A 12,582-nucleotide genomic window follows, 5' to 3' on the forward strand; every position below is an offset into this window, starting at 1 on the left:
CTGCTCATCGTCTCTCCTGATTCGCGGGTCAATCTTGCCCGCCGTCAGGCAGAAACTCCACTTATCGCGCTGTTCAGATTTGCGGGACCAGCTCATCCTTCCCGTCGAAAACACGTTAGATTCATCCGGAATCAAGGTGCACCCGCGGTGCATATTTTGGGCTGGGGACATTTCATGAAGTTGTTGTTAGGTTTCGCCGCATCGCTCGCGCTGGCGACTAGTGCAAACGCCGCCGACCTTTCGCCGAAGGCCTACACCAAAGCGCCCGTCATCGCGCCTGCTTCGAGCTGGACCGGATTCTACGTCGGCGGCAACATCGGCGGCGGCTGGGGCGATCCGAGAGCCACCTATGCGGGCAATGACGCGACCAGTGCGGCGCTCCTTGCCGGCCTGCTCGGGCTTCCAGGTCAGCAAGCCGTCGCCTCACATGGCATCAACTCCAGCGGCGTCACAGGCGGCGTCGAATTAGGCTACAATTGGCAAGTTGACCCGCGCTGGCTGATCGGACTCGAGACGGATTTCAGCGGCTCCGGCATCAAGGGTGCGGGCAGTGGCACCAGCGTTTTAAGCGCTGCGGGGGCCGGGTTCACCCAGACCGTCAACGCCGAACAAACCATTGAGTGGTGGGGCACGGTCCGCGCACGATTGGGCTTTCTGCCTCAAAAAGATCTGCTGCTGTTCGGCACCGCCGGCTTTGCCTATGGCAGGGTTTCGGGGACCGACACGTATATGTTTAACGGAGCAGCGGCACCTTTCGGTGGTGGGTTTGGCGGCGTTACGTTCAACTGTACCGCGGGCGCCATCTGTTTTTCCGGCTCGTCGGCAAGCGTGAAGACCGGCTGGACCGTCGGCGGCGGCGGCGAGTGGCGCGTGGCTCCGCGGTGGACCATCAAGGCCGAGTATCTCTTCGTCAATCTCGGCGACGTCTCGGTCACGGCCATTGCTGGACGCACCGACCTTCCTGGCGAGACCCCTTCACGCTACACGGCCAGTTTCCGCGAAGACTTCCACGTCGCCCGCATCGGGGCAAATTATCAGTTCTGATCGCTTCGAAGCTCGCCTGGAGTTACGGTGACGTGCTGAATCCGTTCGCCTGCGTCGCGCGCGGCTCCGATGCACGGAAGACGGACAGCGTAATTGAGCGTGCTGGACCGTAGTTCCATCACCAAAATCGGCGTGTCACACTGATGGGGTGCAGTCCAGCACTGTCACCGTAATCTGGGAAACTTTAGTCTGTGGATTTGGCCGACCTGAGCGCCTGGCGCGCCTCTGGCAGTCAACAATGAGCTGTGAATAGTTGAAGCGGCGCTAAGATCCAAACTCGGAGGATATAAAGGAGGCGATAATTTCGCCCCTTATTCTTGCGCCGGTTTCGTTGGGATGAGTGCCGTCAAGCGTGAAGCTCTTATAGTTGGTCGCGTTAATTCCGAGCGTTCGCCACATATCCAAGCAAGGCACGCCCGTTGATCGTGCAACGTCAATCATCCCGTCGACGTATTCTCTTAGGAAAATGCCTCGTTCGTCCGGGTGTGTATCGCTGTCCAGTTCTTCGAAATTGAGCCGCCATGCTGGCGTCATCAGAAACAAGCGCGCCTTCGGAAATGCGGTCAGCAGTTTATTGACTGAATAACTCAACGACGCCTTGAATGCCTCGACCGGGGCGCAAACGGTGAAATCATTCGTCCCGTATTCCATCCCAATATGCGTGACTTTGCTAAAATCGACAGTCTTAATTCTCGACAGCGCGGCTTCGTTTCCGTTTCCAAGATACGGCATCGCTCCTTCCTGCGCCGACCAATCGCCTGAAGTAATCGCGTCAACGAGTTTGCAAAGAGAAAATTCATCAGCATTAGGGCGCTCGTAAGCACCAGCACACGCGCCGTCAAAGCCAACGTTGATCGGCGTCAGGTTCAACCGCGAACCGACGATGACGGGTGTGAGGTAAGAGCCGGGGGAATGAAGCCCCGCTGTAATGCTGCTCCCCATCTGGACATAAACGCCCTTTGGGGCTCGCACCTTCGGGCGCGTAAACCAGTAGGTCGTGCCCGCTGATGCCGCGACAAGCCCAAGACCTTGTAAGAATGCCCGCCTATCCATTGCCCCTCGCCCCGAACGGAATCTTAATCGCAACCTGCGGTGGATGGCAAGGGCGGTGCTCCCATCCGTGAGCGCATCAATCGTTACCGGCGACTATGCGGCCAACGGCATCATCATCACCGAAGGCCATAGGATAACCTGTCACAGAAATTACCGTCTCTCACTTACGGGGTGCAGTCGAGTGCAGTCCAGCACTGTCACCGTAATTCCATCGCCTCACTCCGCCTTTGCCGTGCTCCGCAACCCGAGCAGCAGCAAGACGACAGCCAGGATGATGGCCAAGCCGATGAATACGAATCCGCCGGTGATCATTGCCTCCTTCCAGGGCGCAGCTTCATGCCCCACCGCCGTGATTGGCGAGAGCGCAGCTGTCCCAAGCACGGCGGCCGCCGTCGTTACGATCCAATTGCCGTATGTCCCGATGAGCAGTGCCCAATAGGCCACTGCCTTCGTTCGTGCCGATAGTCTGACCTCGTTCCAGATGGCGCCGACCGCCAGCAGGAACGTGCCGTTCATCACGCCCTCCAAATGAGCGGCCAACGCCATCCTCACATTGGTGAAATGCTGTTCGACCAGCCCCGTCAGCAATCCGATCAAAAACAAGGCTGCGCCATGCCAGAGCAGCCTTCGCTTCTCATCCGCCATAAGCTTACCCTCCAGTCGCGGACGTTGAATCACGGTACTCTATGGGCATTACGGTGACAGTGCACTCAATTTTGGTCGGCGTCGCCTTGCTCGTCCTGCGGCTTCTGGGCGAACAGGTCGACCTCCGGCGGGTTGCCAAGCAGGCCAGCGAAACGCGGGAAGCGCTCCTGGATCGGCGCCAGCTGGGTCACTCCATCATCCTTGCCCCGTAGATGAGCGCGGGTGCTCGCCCACTGCCAATCCTGCGCCCGCTGCACCAGCCGCGCCCTCACGGGGTTGAGGGACACGTAGCGCAGCGCCGCCGCAAGATGGCGCTCATCCATAGCGACGGCGCCGAACCGGCCCTGCCAAAAATGACCGGTACGCTTGCGTCGCGCCTGGATAACCCCGGCATAGCTTCGATGCACACGGGCCAGCGCGCGGCGCAGACCGTCAGGATCGGGCGGCACCAGGATGAGATGCACATGGTTTGGCATCAAGCACCAAGCCCACACTTCAACGCCGGCTTCCCTGCAATTTGCAGCGAGCAGGTCGCGATAGAGCGCATAGTCGGTGTCGTCGAAAAACGTGCGTGACCGGCCGTTACCGCGCTGGGTGACGTGGTGGGGATGCCCGGGAATGACGACACGAGCGAGACGAGCCATGCCAGATCATGACCGCGAAGCGATGAGATGTCAATTTAGTGCACTGTCACCGTAATTCCGGCTCGTCGGCAAGCGTGAAGACCGGCTGGACCGTCGGCGGCGGCGGCGAGTGGCGCGTGGCTCCGCGGTGGACCATCAAGGCCGAGTATCTCTTCGTCAATCTCGGCGACGTCTCGGTCACGGCCATTGCTGGACGCACCGACCTTCCTGGCGAGACCCCTTCACGCTACACGGCCAGTTTCCGCGAAGACTTCCACGTCGCCCGCATCGGGGCAAATTATCAGTTCTGATCGCTTCGAAGCTCGCCTGGAGTTACGGTGCAGCGGTGTCGCCGTAATTCCGGCGTACTCACCGTAACTCGTAATCCAGCCGTAACGTCACTCAAGCCCTCTGTGCCCAGCCCAGGAAAATCGAAATAACTTCGTGGAGTCTATTGGGCGGACTTTGACCAACAAATACTTGATCTTTGACCCTGCATAGAAATTCGTTCCGATCATCTCCTTGATTTTCGTGAATTTCCTCAAAAGCACGATCACACATATGTACCCGTAAGCTCCGCTTTGAAGTACCACCCATATTGTCGACCGTTTCAATCGTTATCCCATGCCTGTGCTCCCAATCTCCATTACACTGGGATTCGTACCATCGCTCCAATCGCCTAAACAACTCGATCTGTAAGTTTAGCATCGGACACTACCTTCCAGAATTACGTGGTGCACTGAATCCGTTCGCCGGCGCCGCGCGAGGGCTCCGATGCACGTTAGACGGACGGCGTAATTGAGTGCACTAAACTCGCTCACGATAGCCGACTTCTGCGGCTTCGATGAATACTCAGCGGAAGCAGCAATTCGGTGCCTTTTGGAAAACGCAGCCGATCACAACCGCTTCGCCCCCGAACTCGGGCTGCCATCTTTCGCTGGGCAGAACGAGCTGGATCTACGGCAAGATTTTGAACGGCCAACCCGTGACGACCATTGCAAGCGGATCATACTCGCTCAGTGCTGGCGTGCCGCTTGAAGCGAGCGTTAGGATCAGCGGCAACACAGCGACAGTGAACCTGCCGGACGGTACCGTGCAGATCATCACCGATACTGACATCGGAACAAACGCCGGACCGTGGGCTACCATCGAAGCGTTCCAGAACGACGCGGCTGCGGACGACAGGACCGGATTCTATAAGAGCTGGCTGGGGTAGTGGCTGGCTTTAGGGCTGCACTAGCGAGTGAGAATACGAAAATGTATTTTCGCCGCGCTGGAGGAAGTCTCGCTTTTGCTTGGTGAGGGTAACGAAGAACGAATGAGCTGAACCACTCCACGGGAGTTTCCAATCGTGGGATTCGAACACGATAAGCGGAGCGGTATCGCACCATTGTGTATTGGAGCGCATCAATTCTGTCTCAAACCCCTCGATGTCGATCTTCACTGCAAGCAACGCAGCATCGGGGATCTCGGCAATGAGGCTTTCCACGGTCACTGTCGGGGTTGAGCCGTTCTCCGTTTCGATGGTTTGCCAGCTCCAAGATGCGCCGCCATCGTTGTTTTGAAGGCTTACGGAACTGATGCGATCCGAGATCGCAGCTTGGACGGGAAGAATGTTGGAGTGGTTCTGTGCATTCATTTGAAGAACGCGAAAATTAGATGGCTCCGGTTCGATGGCGATGATCTTGGCTTGTGGATATTGTTTTGAGTACCACAGCGACGCGATGCCAATATTGGCGCCACAATCAAGGATGCATGGCGTCCGGCCTTCGGCCAGCATACGATTGTATAAGCAACGCATTCCCTCTTCGTGCTTTTCGGATGGTGGGGCATACTCCTGGAGAAAATAAACCTGCTTCAGAACCTCCCAATCGCTTGAGCCGATCCTGAGAAAGATCGGTTCGTTGTTTGAGCGAAGCCGAAGCTGAACGACATTTGCTCTATCTTTTGCGAAGGCTCTCCTTAGCGAGGCCATGCATGCGCCGATGAAGCCCAAGACGCAGATGGCCGAAACGAACACTTCAATCCGTCGTAGCGCAATTATTGGCATGCCAGCAACTTCTCTCCAATGGCCGAGCAATCTAGGCGAGAGCCATAGGGGGTGCAACCAGCCGTCCACTCCCTTCAAGGGATCACGGCTCGACGATGATCCGCTCTGACTTCCGCAGCGCGGCGACACGCCGGGCTTCTTCAAGCGCCTTCTGGTAAGTCATAGCGTCCTGAAGCACGAGGGAATGATCCTTGGCCGTGATCGAGCTGGAGACCAGCGTGAAGCGCCAGAAACCGCGCCCTACGGGCTTCTGGCCGTGCTCGCGCTCATAGCGGCCGGTGTAGACCTCGATCTCAGCCACGCTGCTGCCTCGCGAATTCCTTGGCCCTCTCCAGCGCCTGTTTGCTGGTCATGGCCTCAGGTCGCCGCCATTACCCCTCCCCCGGATCACAACTTAAGGTAAGCACACACTCGTCAAATCCAATGAGAAAGCAAAGCGTCGCCTTAGTTGTAGGCGTGCACTTCGGCGCACTAAGATGGCTTCGAGGGATCCCCCTGCCCCTCCCCCCATTTTCCTGCTATCTCCTCCCCCGCCATCCCGGCCCAAAGCAAAACCCCATCCGTCCAAGGGAGCAACAACCATGCGATACCTCCACACCATGCTGCGCGTGCGCAATCTCGATGTCGCGCTGAAGTTTTACCAGGATGCGCTGGGGCTGAAGGAGGTGCGGCGGATCGAGAACGACAAGGGGCGCTTCACGCTGGTGTTCCTGTGCTCGTCGGACGATCTCGAGGCGCTGAAGAAGCAGCCGCAGTCGCGCGGCGCGCCGCTGGTCGAGCTCACCTGGAATTGGGACGAGGAGAAGTATGGCGAGGACCGCTTCTTCGGCCATCTCGCCTATGAGGTCGACGACATCTACGCCACCTGCGCGCAGCTGCAAAAAGCCGGCGTCACCATCAACCGGCCGCCGCGCGACGGCAACATGGCCTTCGTCCGCTCGCCCGACCTGCACTCGATCGAGATCCTGCAAAAAGGCGACCCGAAGGCGCCGGCCGAGCCGTGGGCGTCGATGCCGAATACCGGCCACTGGTAAGGCGTTTACGGCAGGAACCAGCGCCTGCCCGGCGCGTTCTCTCTTCGACAAAGCAATTGGAGGAGGACGCAATGGGACGAGGAATATTGCTGTGGCTGCTGGGCGTGCCGATCCCGGTGATCATTCTGTTGTGGCTGTTCTTCGGCCATTGATATCAGCGCAAACGCATCTTGCGTTTGTCGCACCGGCTCGTTTTGCAATGAAGGCTCCGTCATCGGCGGAGCTTTTTGCATGAGGGGCTCACGGCAATGCGCATCGCTCCCATCCGCGAATTCCGCTATCACCCGCGCACAGTGGCCTTGTAGCCCGGATGGAGCGTTAGCGTAATCCGGGACCGGCCGCCGCAGCCGAAGCTCCCCGGATTGCGTTTCGCTCCATCCGGGCTACGACATCGAAAAAACGCGCGGGAGGATTTTATGCCGGACACACAGCTGACGATCTGGGGCCGCGCCAATTCGGTCAACGTGCAGAAGGTGCTGTGGTGCCTCGCCGAGCTCGATCTACCCTATCAGCGCATCGACGCCGGCATGGCCTATGGCAAGACCCGCGAGCCCGACTATCTCGCGATGAACCCCAACGCGCGGATCCCGACGCTGGTCGAAGGCGATTATGCGCTGTGGGAATCCAATTCGATCATGCGCTATCTCTGCGTGGCCCATGGGCGCGGCACGCCGATCTATCCGGAGCCACCGAAGAAGCGCGCCGGCGTCGACCGCTGGCTCGACTGGACGCTGTCGATGGTGCAGCCGGTCGATCGCCCGGTGTTCTGGGGCCTCGTGCGCACGCCGCCCGCCGAGCGCGACATGGTCAGGATCCAAAGGGATGCCGATGCGGCCGCCGAGGTCTGGGCCATCGCCGACCACCATCTGGCGTCGCGAACCTTCATGGAAGGCGACCAGTTCACGCTCGCCGATATCGCGATCGGCGCCTATGCGCGGCGCTGGCTCGGCGTCGAGGGGATCACCCGTCCGGCGCAACCGAACCTGACGCGGTGGCTCGCCGAGCTCGGCAAGCGGCCCGGATTTGCGCAGCATGTGGCCCCGCCGATGTCGTGACCGCTGACGCGGCTTAAGCTCTGGTGAGCGCGCGAGGAATTGCTTTCGGCGCGCATCACGATTGCGCTTGACGGCTACTGTGCATGGGGTTGTTTTCGCGTTTAGTGGTGTGGCGACCTAGTGCCAGCCGCGCTCGACCAGCATAGCGACGACGATCAGCACCAGCGTGACGACCGCGGTGGCGAGCTTTGCAGTCCAGGACAGCCCGCGGCCGACCCACCACAGCAGCGCGCAATACATCAGCGCGGGGACGAGCAGATCGAGCCGCAACAGGTCCGGCGACATCCGCCCCTCAGCGCCCGGTCACGGCGTCGACCCTGACCGCGCCGCCGATCTTCACGCAGGTCCCCTCGACCATCGTGAAGCCCTGGCCATAGGAGGCGCAGCCATTGACCCTGGCAGTCCCCTTGGCGGACCCGGCAGAGCCCTTCAGCGGCAGGGTCCTGCCCGACTGCGCCTGCTCGGTCGGCGGCAGGCGCAAGGTCTCGGCCCCGGCCGTGGAGGTGACCGCGAGCGAGGCGAGAATGAGAAGGGCGGTGCGCATGGCCGCCTTGTAACCCGGACGGGCGCGAGGCGCCATCCGGGCCGCCGTCAGAGGAACTTGACGCCGGCCGACTTGCCGCGGCGCCAGACCACCTGACAGCTCCGCCCGGTCCGCGCGTCCCGTGCGAACGCCATCCGGATCACGCCCGGCAGCTGGCTCGCATCCTCGTCCGTGGTGATCTTGGCGCCCGAGGCCGAGATGTCCTGAACCAGGCAACGCCGCGCCGCGAATCCGCCCGCGAGCGTGATCCAGGCAGGCTGCGACAGCGATTTGCGGGCCGCGCGCTTCTTGGGCTGGGGCATTGGCTAAAGATCTCTCCCGCTCCAGCGCTAGCCCAGGGAACCCTAAGAAACGGTTGAGATCGCCGCCCGAATGATCCCGGGGGGGCTATCCACCGGGCTCAAAAGAGCGTTCCGGAACGGCTTGCCCACGGGCCCAAAGGCCACTATACGTTCGCCCGCTGCAAGCCGCCGGGCACGACTCGCGCGGCCAGCGGGCCTGTCACCAAATGCGACGTGGCCTTGCGTTTGCTCCCTTCGTCTATCGGTTAGGACGCCACCCTTTCACGGTGGAGAGAGCGGTTCGATTCCGCTAGGGAGCGCCAAGCAGTCGCCATGTCCCTCACCGTTCGCCCAGGAAGCTGCTCTGCACTTTCGCGAAGGCGAGCCCGACGGTGTAGACGCGGATCCCCTCGATCACGCAATGGTCCGGATTGAGCGTCAGCAATCCGATCGATGTCTCCTCGCTCAGCTCCCACGGTGAGCGGACGATGATGCAGGGATAATCCGCCGCAAGCTTTGCATAGCTCGTGGCGCGAAAATTGTTCTTCAGGACGTGCGTGTAGGTGTTGTGGTCCAACAGCGGGACCGCGAAGGCGGCTTCGTAGCCTCTCGATAACCTCTCGCGCATCGCCTGGTCGCCCCAGAGCTGCAACGTCATGTCCCAGCCGTGATTCATGTCGTTCTCCGGCGCACGCACGAACATGCCGGAGACGTTGGCGCAGGCGGAACCGGCCGCGACCACGCTCTTCGAAAGCCTGGCCCCGATCGCATTGGAGCTGGAGGATTGCAGCGCGACAGCGCGGGCGTCGATCAGTGTTACCGCGGCCGTCGCGGCGCACAGGCTGCCCGCAATCAGGCTCACCGCGGCCGACGGGATGGCCGGGACCAGACGCCTGATCTGCACCACGACAAGCACGAGGGCTTGCGGACGTCTTCAGGTCACTATGAAAACCTCACGCCGCCGGTCGCGCCATTTTCGGCTTATCGCGATGAACGGCTCTTCGATGAAACGCCGGGACATCCACGCCATCGGCGTCGTCAACAACACGCCGATGACAATGCTCAACAGGATCGACGACATGGGCCAGCCGTCGATAGCGCTGATGCGGACCGCAACGCTCAAGCCGATCATGTGGAAGAGATAGAAGCTGTAGGATATCCGGCCGTAGAAGCCGATCACCGGCTGATCCAGCAAACGAAAGCCGCGCCGCAGCCCCCCAAACGCGATCAGTGCCACCAGCAGCCCGGATGAACAGGATTCGAGCAAGATGATCGGCGCGGTTTGCTTTTGCAGACCGCAATAAAGGAACAGAACGCCGGCCACGACGGCCACCACCATCTGCAGACCGCCGATACCTTCCACGAGGCCGCGTCCCGAGAAGTGCAGCGTCACGCCAAGCACAAAAGCGTACAAAGGCGCGAGGTTCGTGTAGCCGCCGAGCAGGTGCGCATATGGACCGATGAACGACAGCCCGAACAGCACCGCGATCGCCGCGATCAGGACGTGCGAGCCAAACCGCCGGCCGACCAGAAATGCCAGAATGATGACCGGTGTCGCGAAGCACTCTACCGTCATCGACCACATCGGCCCATTGATGTCATGCCGGATCATCAGGGCGTTCAACATCACGTTGAGGGGCGAAAAATCGGGCCCGAATCCCAGATAGAACCCGAACGCCGCGTGCAACACGGCCAACAGCAGTACGACCGCAATCGCCGCCGGAAACAGCCGGAGAATCCTGTGACGCAGGAATACTGTGATGTCGTCGTTCCGAGCCAGCGAGCGCGACAGCACGAAGCCGCTCAGCACGAAGAAAAGCACCACAGGCGCCATGCCTGTGACATAGGTGTCGGTGAATTGCCCGAACGCATGGTAGCCGACGACAGAGACCGCAGCGAGGCCCCGCAACGATTCAAGTCTGGGCAGGAATTCGAGTTTCTCAACCACGGTCGTCCTGACATCCGAGGTCTGGATTTCGGACAGCTTCTTGATCCTGCAGCATCCGCGTTCGCACTTAGCCACAACACGGCACGTCATGGCAATCTATTGAAATGACACCGTCCGGGGGACCTGCCTTGATCGTTCGGGAAGCCGGGCAGCCGAGCCGATGCGCCGGCAGAATCCGTCATCCTGGCATGAACCTCCCAACGCGCTGGCGTCACGCCTCGAAGGACCTGGTTCGCCCCATGGAGCAGCGCAAATCCAGCTCGGACGACCACTCCGGCGCCCCGGTGGCTACAACCACGCCCCCGGGTTGGATGCGCCGCACGGCGCCGCATTCGCCGGACCGACGCGTCAAGATGTTGAAGCATATGGCGCGCGCCAGATCGGCCCCGCCTGAACGCCGCCGTTCAGGCGGGCGAAGAAACCCGCGTCAGGTCTTTGTAGGCCGGTGCGGCTAGTTTTGAATCGCCCGATTCACAGACCCCTGCCCTCCAACAGCAGGTGGCGTTGCCACGCGGTGAGACATGAGCTCCTTGGAGCAGGCGAAGCTGCGACAGATCGCGATCGTGTCGCGCGCGCTGGCACGACAGGACGGCATCGACTATCGGCAAACCTCCAGGCACGAGCGGCACCAGTACCGGCGCGAGGCGATCATCACGCTGCTCGGCAACTGGACCCTCGATGACATCCGCCTCGCAGACGGCATCATCGCCAAGTGCCGGAACGGCTGAAGCGGCGAGAGCCTCGATTACTCCGCCGCAATCGCAATTGACGTGGTTGTGAACGTGCGCGCCAGATAACCGGGACGTTTTATCGCCTCCCCGGCAGACCCGCTCATTTACCGGAAATTTACCCCTGCTCCTGAGTGCCGGTATCATTTGCTTAGAATTTGATCCCTACCGTGGAATTACCGAAACAATCCGAAACACAATTGGCGCCCATGTCCGTCGCAGAGTTCCTCAGGCAGCGTGCAGTGCAAGTGAACATGGGCGGCAGCTACTCTCTGCCTCGCTGGTACGATTGCGAGGGCAAGCTACGTACCTTCGCCTGCCGCACCAGCCGCGTCTCGCCGTTCCGGATGTTGGTTGACGTGCCGGTTGTCGGCAGGATCGGCGAGCGCGTGACCTCCTACTTCCAGGATTTCGGCGAATTCCAGTGCACCATCAGCGCGACGCTGAAGTCGGGCTTCCTGATGGAGCTCGACATGACTCGGGTGCGTCGCGCGTGGATGTCGGAAAAACTGACCTGGCTGGAGAAAAAGCAGAAGGATGACAGTATCGAGGAGCTGCGGCGCGATGCGCGCTTCGTTCCGCAGGCTTCGCACACCGTCCTGACGCTTGCCGACGGCAGCAGCCATCCCTGCTTCATCATCGACGTCTCCACGGCCGGCGTCGCGATTTCTTGCGAATATGACCCGCCCGTCGGAACCCCGCTCGCGGTCGGCGCCTGTGTCGGGCGGGTCATCCGCAAATTCGACAACGGCTTTGCGGTGCAGTTCACAGAGAGGCAGCAGCGGGACGACCTCGTCCGCCTGGTCGCGCGCCAAGCCGTGCCCAAGCCGGCCTGAAGCCGTCCGGACCTATCCGTATTGCTGCCCTATCGCGGCCCCATTGCGGGATCAGCTTTTGGCGTCCGTGCCGTGTACGGGGCAGACTTGCGATCGGGGGACCGGATGGCAGTCGACAAGACCACAGTTGATAAGATTACTTGGGACAGGGTCGGCCGGGTCACCGAGCCCGGGCGCTACATTTACACGTTCGGCTGGCTCACGATTACGGCCGGCGATCTCGATATCTGGAAGCAATATCCGCACGCCGCATTCACGCTGCTTGGGCACCAGGCCGAGCCTGACGAGACCGTTGGCGAGGAATTCCATCTCGGCGCCTTTGACATCACGCCCGACGCTCCACCGCCGTTCACTACGCATTGAGGGCGGAAAGCGCGAGAGCCGGCGATTCGAGCCGGAGCAAGCAGTGCCCGGTGTGAGGCGCCGTTGCGCAGTACGCAGGCCTTTTCGGGAGCGCATGATATGCGCGTTGCTTGATCAACGTCATGATCCACATCCCTCCTGCCGACCAGGCCTTCCTGCTGCTGCTCATCGTCTCCTGCCTCGGCACATACCTCACACGCGTCATCAGGGAGTTCGAGCAGGTGCGAGCCCGCCGGATGGCATCGCCGCTCCGCGGACACACAACGAAGCGCGACTAGACGGCACCGGCCGCCCAAGCGTTGGCGGGCGTGCGGTCATTCCGCCTCTGGACTCGCCGCCTGCGCACGTGCATCGTAAATCGAAGAAACCTACACATTA

Annotated in this window: 20 protein-coding genes and 1 tRNA gene; 10 read left to right on the forward strand and 11 right to left on the reverse strand. The window is 60.9% G+C overall.

Translation table 11 applies throughout. The annotated features are described in order from the left end of the window. Positions 1–1,044 (forward strand): outer membrane protein (locus tag ABIA96_RS07670; RefSeq protein WP_354136436.1); only part of this gene is annotated, 1,044 nt, incomplete at its 5' end. A 264-nt stretch (positions 1,045–1,308) separates the two neighbouring features. Here the strand turns inward: ABIA96_RS07670 and ABIA96_RS07675 are convergent. The 3 genes from ABIA96_RS07675 to ABIA96_RS07685 form a co-directional block, all read right to left on the reverse strand. Further along, on the reverse strand, positions 1,309–2,097 hold the full coding sequence (locus ABIA96_RS07675; RefSeq protein ID WP_354136437.1) for an SGNH/GDSL hydrolase family protein: 789 nt from the start codon (positions 2,095–2,097) through the stop codon (positions 1,309–1,311). Positions 2,098–2,313: 216 nt separating this feature from the next. Beyond that, the gene (locus ABIA96_RS07680; protein ID WP_354136438.1) at positions 2,314–2,742 is read right to left on the reverse strand and encodes a styrene oxide isomerase; all 429 of its coding nucleotides are present in this window, start codon (positions 2,740–2,742) and stop codon (positions 2,314–2,316) included. Positions 2,743–2,807: 65 nt separating this feature from the next. After that, the gene (locus tag ABIA96_RS07685; RefSeq protein WP_354136439.1) at positions 2,808–3,386 is read right to left on the reverse strand and encodes an REP-associated tyrosine transposase; all 579 of its coding nucleotides are present in this window, start codon (positions 3,384–3,386) and stop codon (positions 2,808–2,810) included. Between the two features lie 74 nt (positions 3,387–3,460). On the opposite strand from ABIA96_RS07685, the gene ABIA96_RS07690 reads away from it, so the two are divergent. Then, the gene (locus tag ABIA96_RS07690; RefSeq protein ID WP_354136440.1) at positions 3,461–3,676 is read left to right on the forward strand and encodes an outer membrane protein; all 216 of its coding nucleotides are present in this window, start codon (positions 3,461–3,463) and stop codon (positions 3,674–3,676) included. Positions 3,677–3,767: 91 nt separating this feature from the next. Here the strand turns inward: ABIA96_RS07690 and ABIA96_RS07695 are convergent, their stop codons facing one another. After that, positions 3,768–4,073, reverse strand: a complete 306-nt coding sequence (locus tag ABIA96_RS07695; RefSeq protein WP_354136441.1) for an Imm53 family immunity protein — start codon at positions 4,071–4,073, stop codon at positions 3,768–3,770. 136 nt (positions 4,074–4,209) lie between these two features. Here ABIA96_RS07695 and ABIA96_RS07700 point away from each other — a divergent pair, with 136 nt between their 5' ends. Continuing rightward, complete coding sequence (locus ABIA96_RS07700) at positions 4,210–4,581, forward strand: hypothetical protein (protein ID WP_354136442.1); 372 nt, start codon at positions 4,210–4,212, stop codon at positions 4,579–4,581. Between the two features lie 9 nt (positions 4,582–4,590). On the opposite strand, the gene ABIA96_RS07705 is transcribed toward ABIA96_RS07700, so the two are convergent. After that, positions 4,591–5,415, reverse strand: a complete 825-nt coding sequence (locus ABIA96_RS07705; RefSeq protein WP_354136443.1) for an FkbM family methyltransferase — start codon at positions 5,413–5,415, stop codon at positions 4,591–4,593. 82 nt (positions 5,416–5,497) lie between these two features. Next, positions 5,498–5,716, reverse strand: a complete 219-nt coding sequence (locus ABIA96_RS07710) for a hypothetical protein (RefSeq protein WP_354136444.1) — start codon at positions 5,714–5,716, stop codon at positions 5,498–5,500. Between the two features lie 280 nt (positions 5,717–5,996). Here ABIA96_RS07710 and ABIA96_RS07715 point away from each other — a divergent pair, with 280 nt between their 5' ends. Together ABIA96_RS07715 and ABIA96_RS07720 are read left to right on the forward strand one after the other, a co-directional pair. Beyond that, complete coding sequence (locus ABIA96_RS07715) at positions 5,997–6,449, forward strand: VOC family protein (RefSeq protein WP_354136445.1); 453 nt, start codon at positions 5,997–5,999, stop codon at positions 6,447–6,449. 416 nt (positions 6,450–6,865) lie between these two features. Then, complete coding sequence (locus ABIA96_RS07720) at positions 6,866–7,504, forward strand: glutathione S-transferase family protein (protein ID WP_354136446.1); 639 nt, start codon at positions 6,866–6,868, stop codon at positions 7,502–7,504. Positions 7,505–7,621: 117 nt separating this feature from the next. On the opposite strand, the gene ABIA96_RS07725 is transcribed toward ABIA96_RS07720, so the two are convergent. From ABIA96_RS07725 to ABIA96_RS07735, 3 genes are read right to left on the reverse strand one after another with little or no spacing between them, the layout of a single operon-like run. Continuing rightward, a complete protein-coding gene (locus ABIA96_RS07725; protein WP_354136447.1) occupies positions 7,622–7,789 on the reverse strand; it encodes a hypothetical protein in 168 nt (55 codons plus the stop codon). Between the two features lie 7 nt (positions 7,790–7,796). Next, positions 7,797–8,048: a hypothetical protein gene (locus tag ABIA96_RS07730; RefSeq protein ID WP_354136448.1), complete on the reverse strand. Its 252-nt coding sequence runs from the start codon at positions 8,046–8,048 to the stop codon at positions 7,797–7,799. A 47-nt stretch (positions 8,049–8,095) separates the two neighbouring features. Continuing rightward, on the reverse strand, positions 8,096–8,350 hold the full coding sequence (locus ABIA96_RS07735) for a PilZ domain-containing protein (protein ID WP_354136449.1): 255 nt from the start codon (positions 8,348–8,350) through the stop codon (positions 8,096–8,098). Positions 8,351–8,577: 227 nt separating this feature from the next. Between ABIA96_RS07735 and ABIA96_RS07740 the strand changes: the two genes are divergently transcribed. Further along, a tRNA-Glu gene (locus ABIA96_RS07740) sits at positions 8,578–8,652 on the forward strand. Between the two features lie 17 nt (positions 8,653–8,669). Here ABIA96_RS07740 and ABIA96_RS07745 read toward each other — a convergent pair. Both ABIA96_RS07745 and ABIA96_RS07750 read right to left on the reverse strand, forming a co-directional pair. Further along, positions 8,670–9,245 carry a hypothetical protein gene (locus tag ABIA96_RS07745; RefSeq protein WP_354136450.1) on the reverse strand — a complete coding sequence of 192 codons (576 nt, stop codon included), beginning with the start codon at positions 9,243–9,245 and terminating at the stop codon, positions 8,670–8,672. Positions 9,246–9,263: 18 nt separating this feature from the next. Next, a complete protein-coding gene (locus ABIA96_RS07750; RefSeq protein WP_354136451.1) occupies positions 9,264–10,277 on the reverse strand; it encodes an acyltransferase family protein in 1,014 nt (337 codons plus the stop codon). Positions 10,278–10,798: 521 nt separating this feature from the next. On the opposite strand from ABIA96_RS07750, the gene ABIA96_RS07755 reads away from it, so the two are divergent. From ABIA96_RS07755 to ABIA96_RS07770, 4 genes are all read left to right on the forward strand, one after another. Next, a complete protein-coding gene (locus ABIA96_RS07755; RefSeq protein WP_354136452.1) occupies positions 10,799–11,005 on the forward strand; it encodes a hypothetical protein in 207 nt (68 codons plus the stop codon). Between the two features lie 209 nt (positions 11,006–11,214). Next, on the forward strand, positions 11,215–11,841 hold the full coding sequence (locus ABIA96_RS07760; RefSeq protein ID WP_354136453.1) for a PilZ domain-containing protein: 627 nt from the start codon (positions 11,215–11,217) through the stop codon (positions 11,839–11,841). Positions 11,842–11,946: 105 nt separating this feature from the next. Beyond that, positions 11,947–12,204 (forward strand): hypothetical protein, encoded by a 258-nt coding sequence (locus ABIA96_RS07765; RefSeq protein ID WP_354136454.1) that lies wholly within the window; start codon positions 11,947–11,949, stop codon positions 12,202–12,204. A 122-nt stretch (positions 12,205–12,326) separates the two neighbouring features. Next, positions 12,327–12,482 (forward strand): hypothetical protein, encoded by a 156-nt coding sequence (locus tag ABIA96_RS07770; protein ID WP_354136455.1) that lies wholly within the window; start codon positions 12,327–12,329, stop codon positions 12,480–12,482. Positions 12,483–12,582 lie beyond the last annotated feature (100 nt).

Source organism: Bradyrhizobium sp. LB11.1 (genome assembly GCF_040549385.1).
Lineage (GTDB): Bacteria > Pseudomonadota > Alphaproteobacteria > Rhizobiales > Xanthobacteraceae > Bradyrhizobium.

Coding starts and splice junctions, on each gene's coding strand:
- ABIA96_RS07700 (WP_354136442.1), top strand. CDS start 4,210: ATGAATACTCAGCGGAAGCAGCAATTCGGTGCCTTTTGGAAAACGCAG.
- ABIA96_RS07720 (WP_354136446.1), top strand. CDS start 6,866: ATGCCGGACACACAGCTGACGATCTGGGGCCGCGCCAATTCGGTCAAC.
- ABIA96_RS07675 (WP_354136437.1), bottom strand. CDS start 2,097: ATGGATAGGCGGGCATTCTTACAAGGTCTTGGGCTTGTCGCGGCATCA.
- ABIA96_RS07760 (WP_354136453.1), top strand. CDS start 11,215: ATGTCCGTCGCAGAGTTCCTCAGGCAGCGTGCAGTGCAAGTGAACATG.
- ABIA96_RS07770 (WP_354136455.1), top strand. CDS start 12,327: ATGATCCACATCCCTCCTGCCGACCAGGCCTTCCTGCTGCTGCTCATC.
- ABIA96_RS07715 (WP_354136445.1), top strand. CDS start 5,997: ATGCGATACCTCCACACCATGCTGCGCGTGCGCAATCTCGATGTCGCG.
- ABIA96_RS07755 (WP_354136452.1), top strand. CDS start 10,799: ATGAGCTCCTTGGAGCAGGCGAAGCTGCGACAGATCGCGATCGTGTCG.
- ABIA96_RS07695 (WP_354136441.1), bottom strand. CDS start 4,073: ATGCTAAACTTACAGATCGAGTTGTTTAGGCGATTGGAGCGATGGTAC.
- ABIA96_RS07730 (WP_354136448.1), bottom strand. CDS start 8,048: ATGCGCACCGCCCTTCTCATTCTCGCCTCGCTCGCGGTCACCTCCACG.
- ABIA96_RS07735 (WP_354136449.1), bottom strand. CDS start 8,350: ATGCCCCAGCCCAAGAAGCGCGCGGCCCGCAAATCGCTGTCGCAGCCT.
- ABIA96_RS07765 (WP_354136454.1), top strand. CDS start 11,947: ATGGCAGTCGACAAGACCACAGTTGATAAGATTACTTGGGACAGGGTC.
- ABIA96_RS07685 (WP_354136439.1), bottom strand. CDS start 3,386: ATGGCTCGTCTCGCTCGTGTCGTCATTCCCGGGCATCCCCACCACGTC.
- ABIA96_RS07725 (WP_354136447.1), bottom strand. CDS start 7,789: ATGTCGCCGGACCTGTTGCGGCTCGATCTGCTCGTCCCCGCGCTGATG.
- ABIA96_RS07680 (WP_354136438.1), bottom strand. CDS start 2,742: ATGGCGGATGAGAAGCGAAGGCTGCTCTGGCATGGCGCAGCCTTGTTT.
- ABIA96_RS07705 (WP_354136443.1), bottom strand. CDS start 5,415: ATGCCAATAATTGCGCTACGACGGATTGAAGTGTTCGTTTCGGCCATC.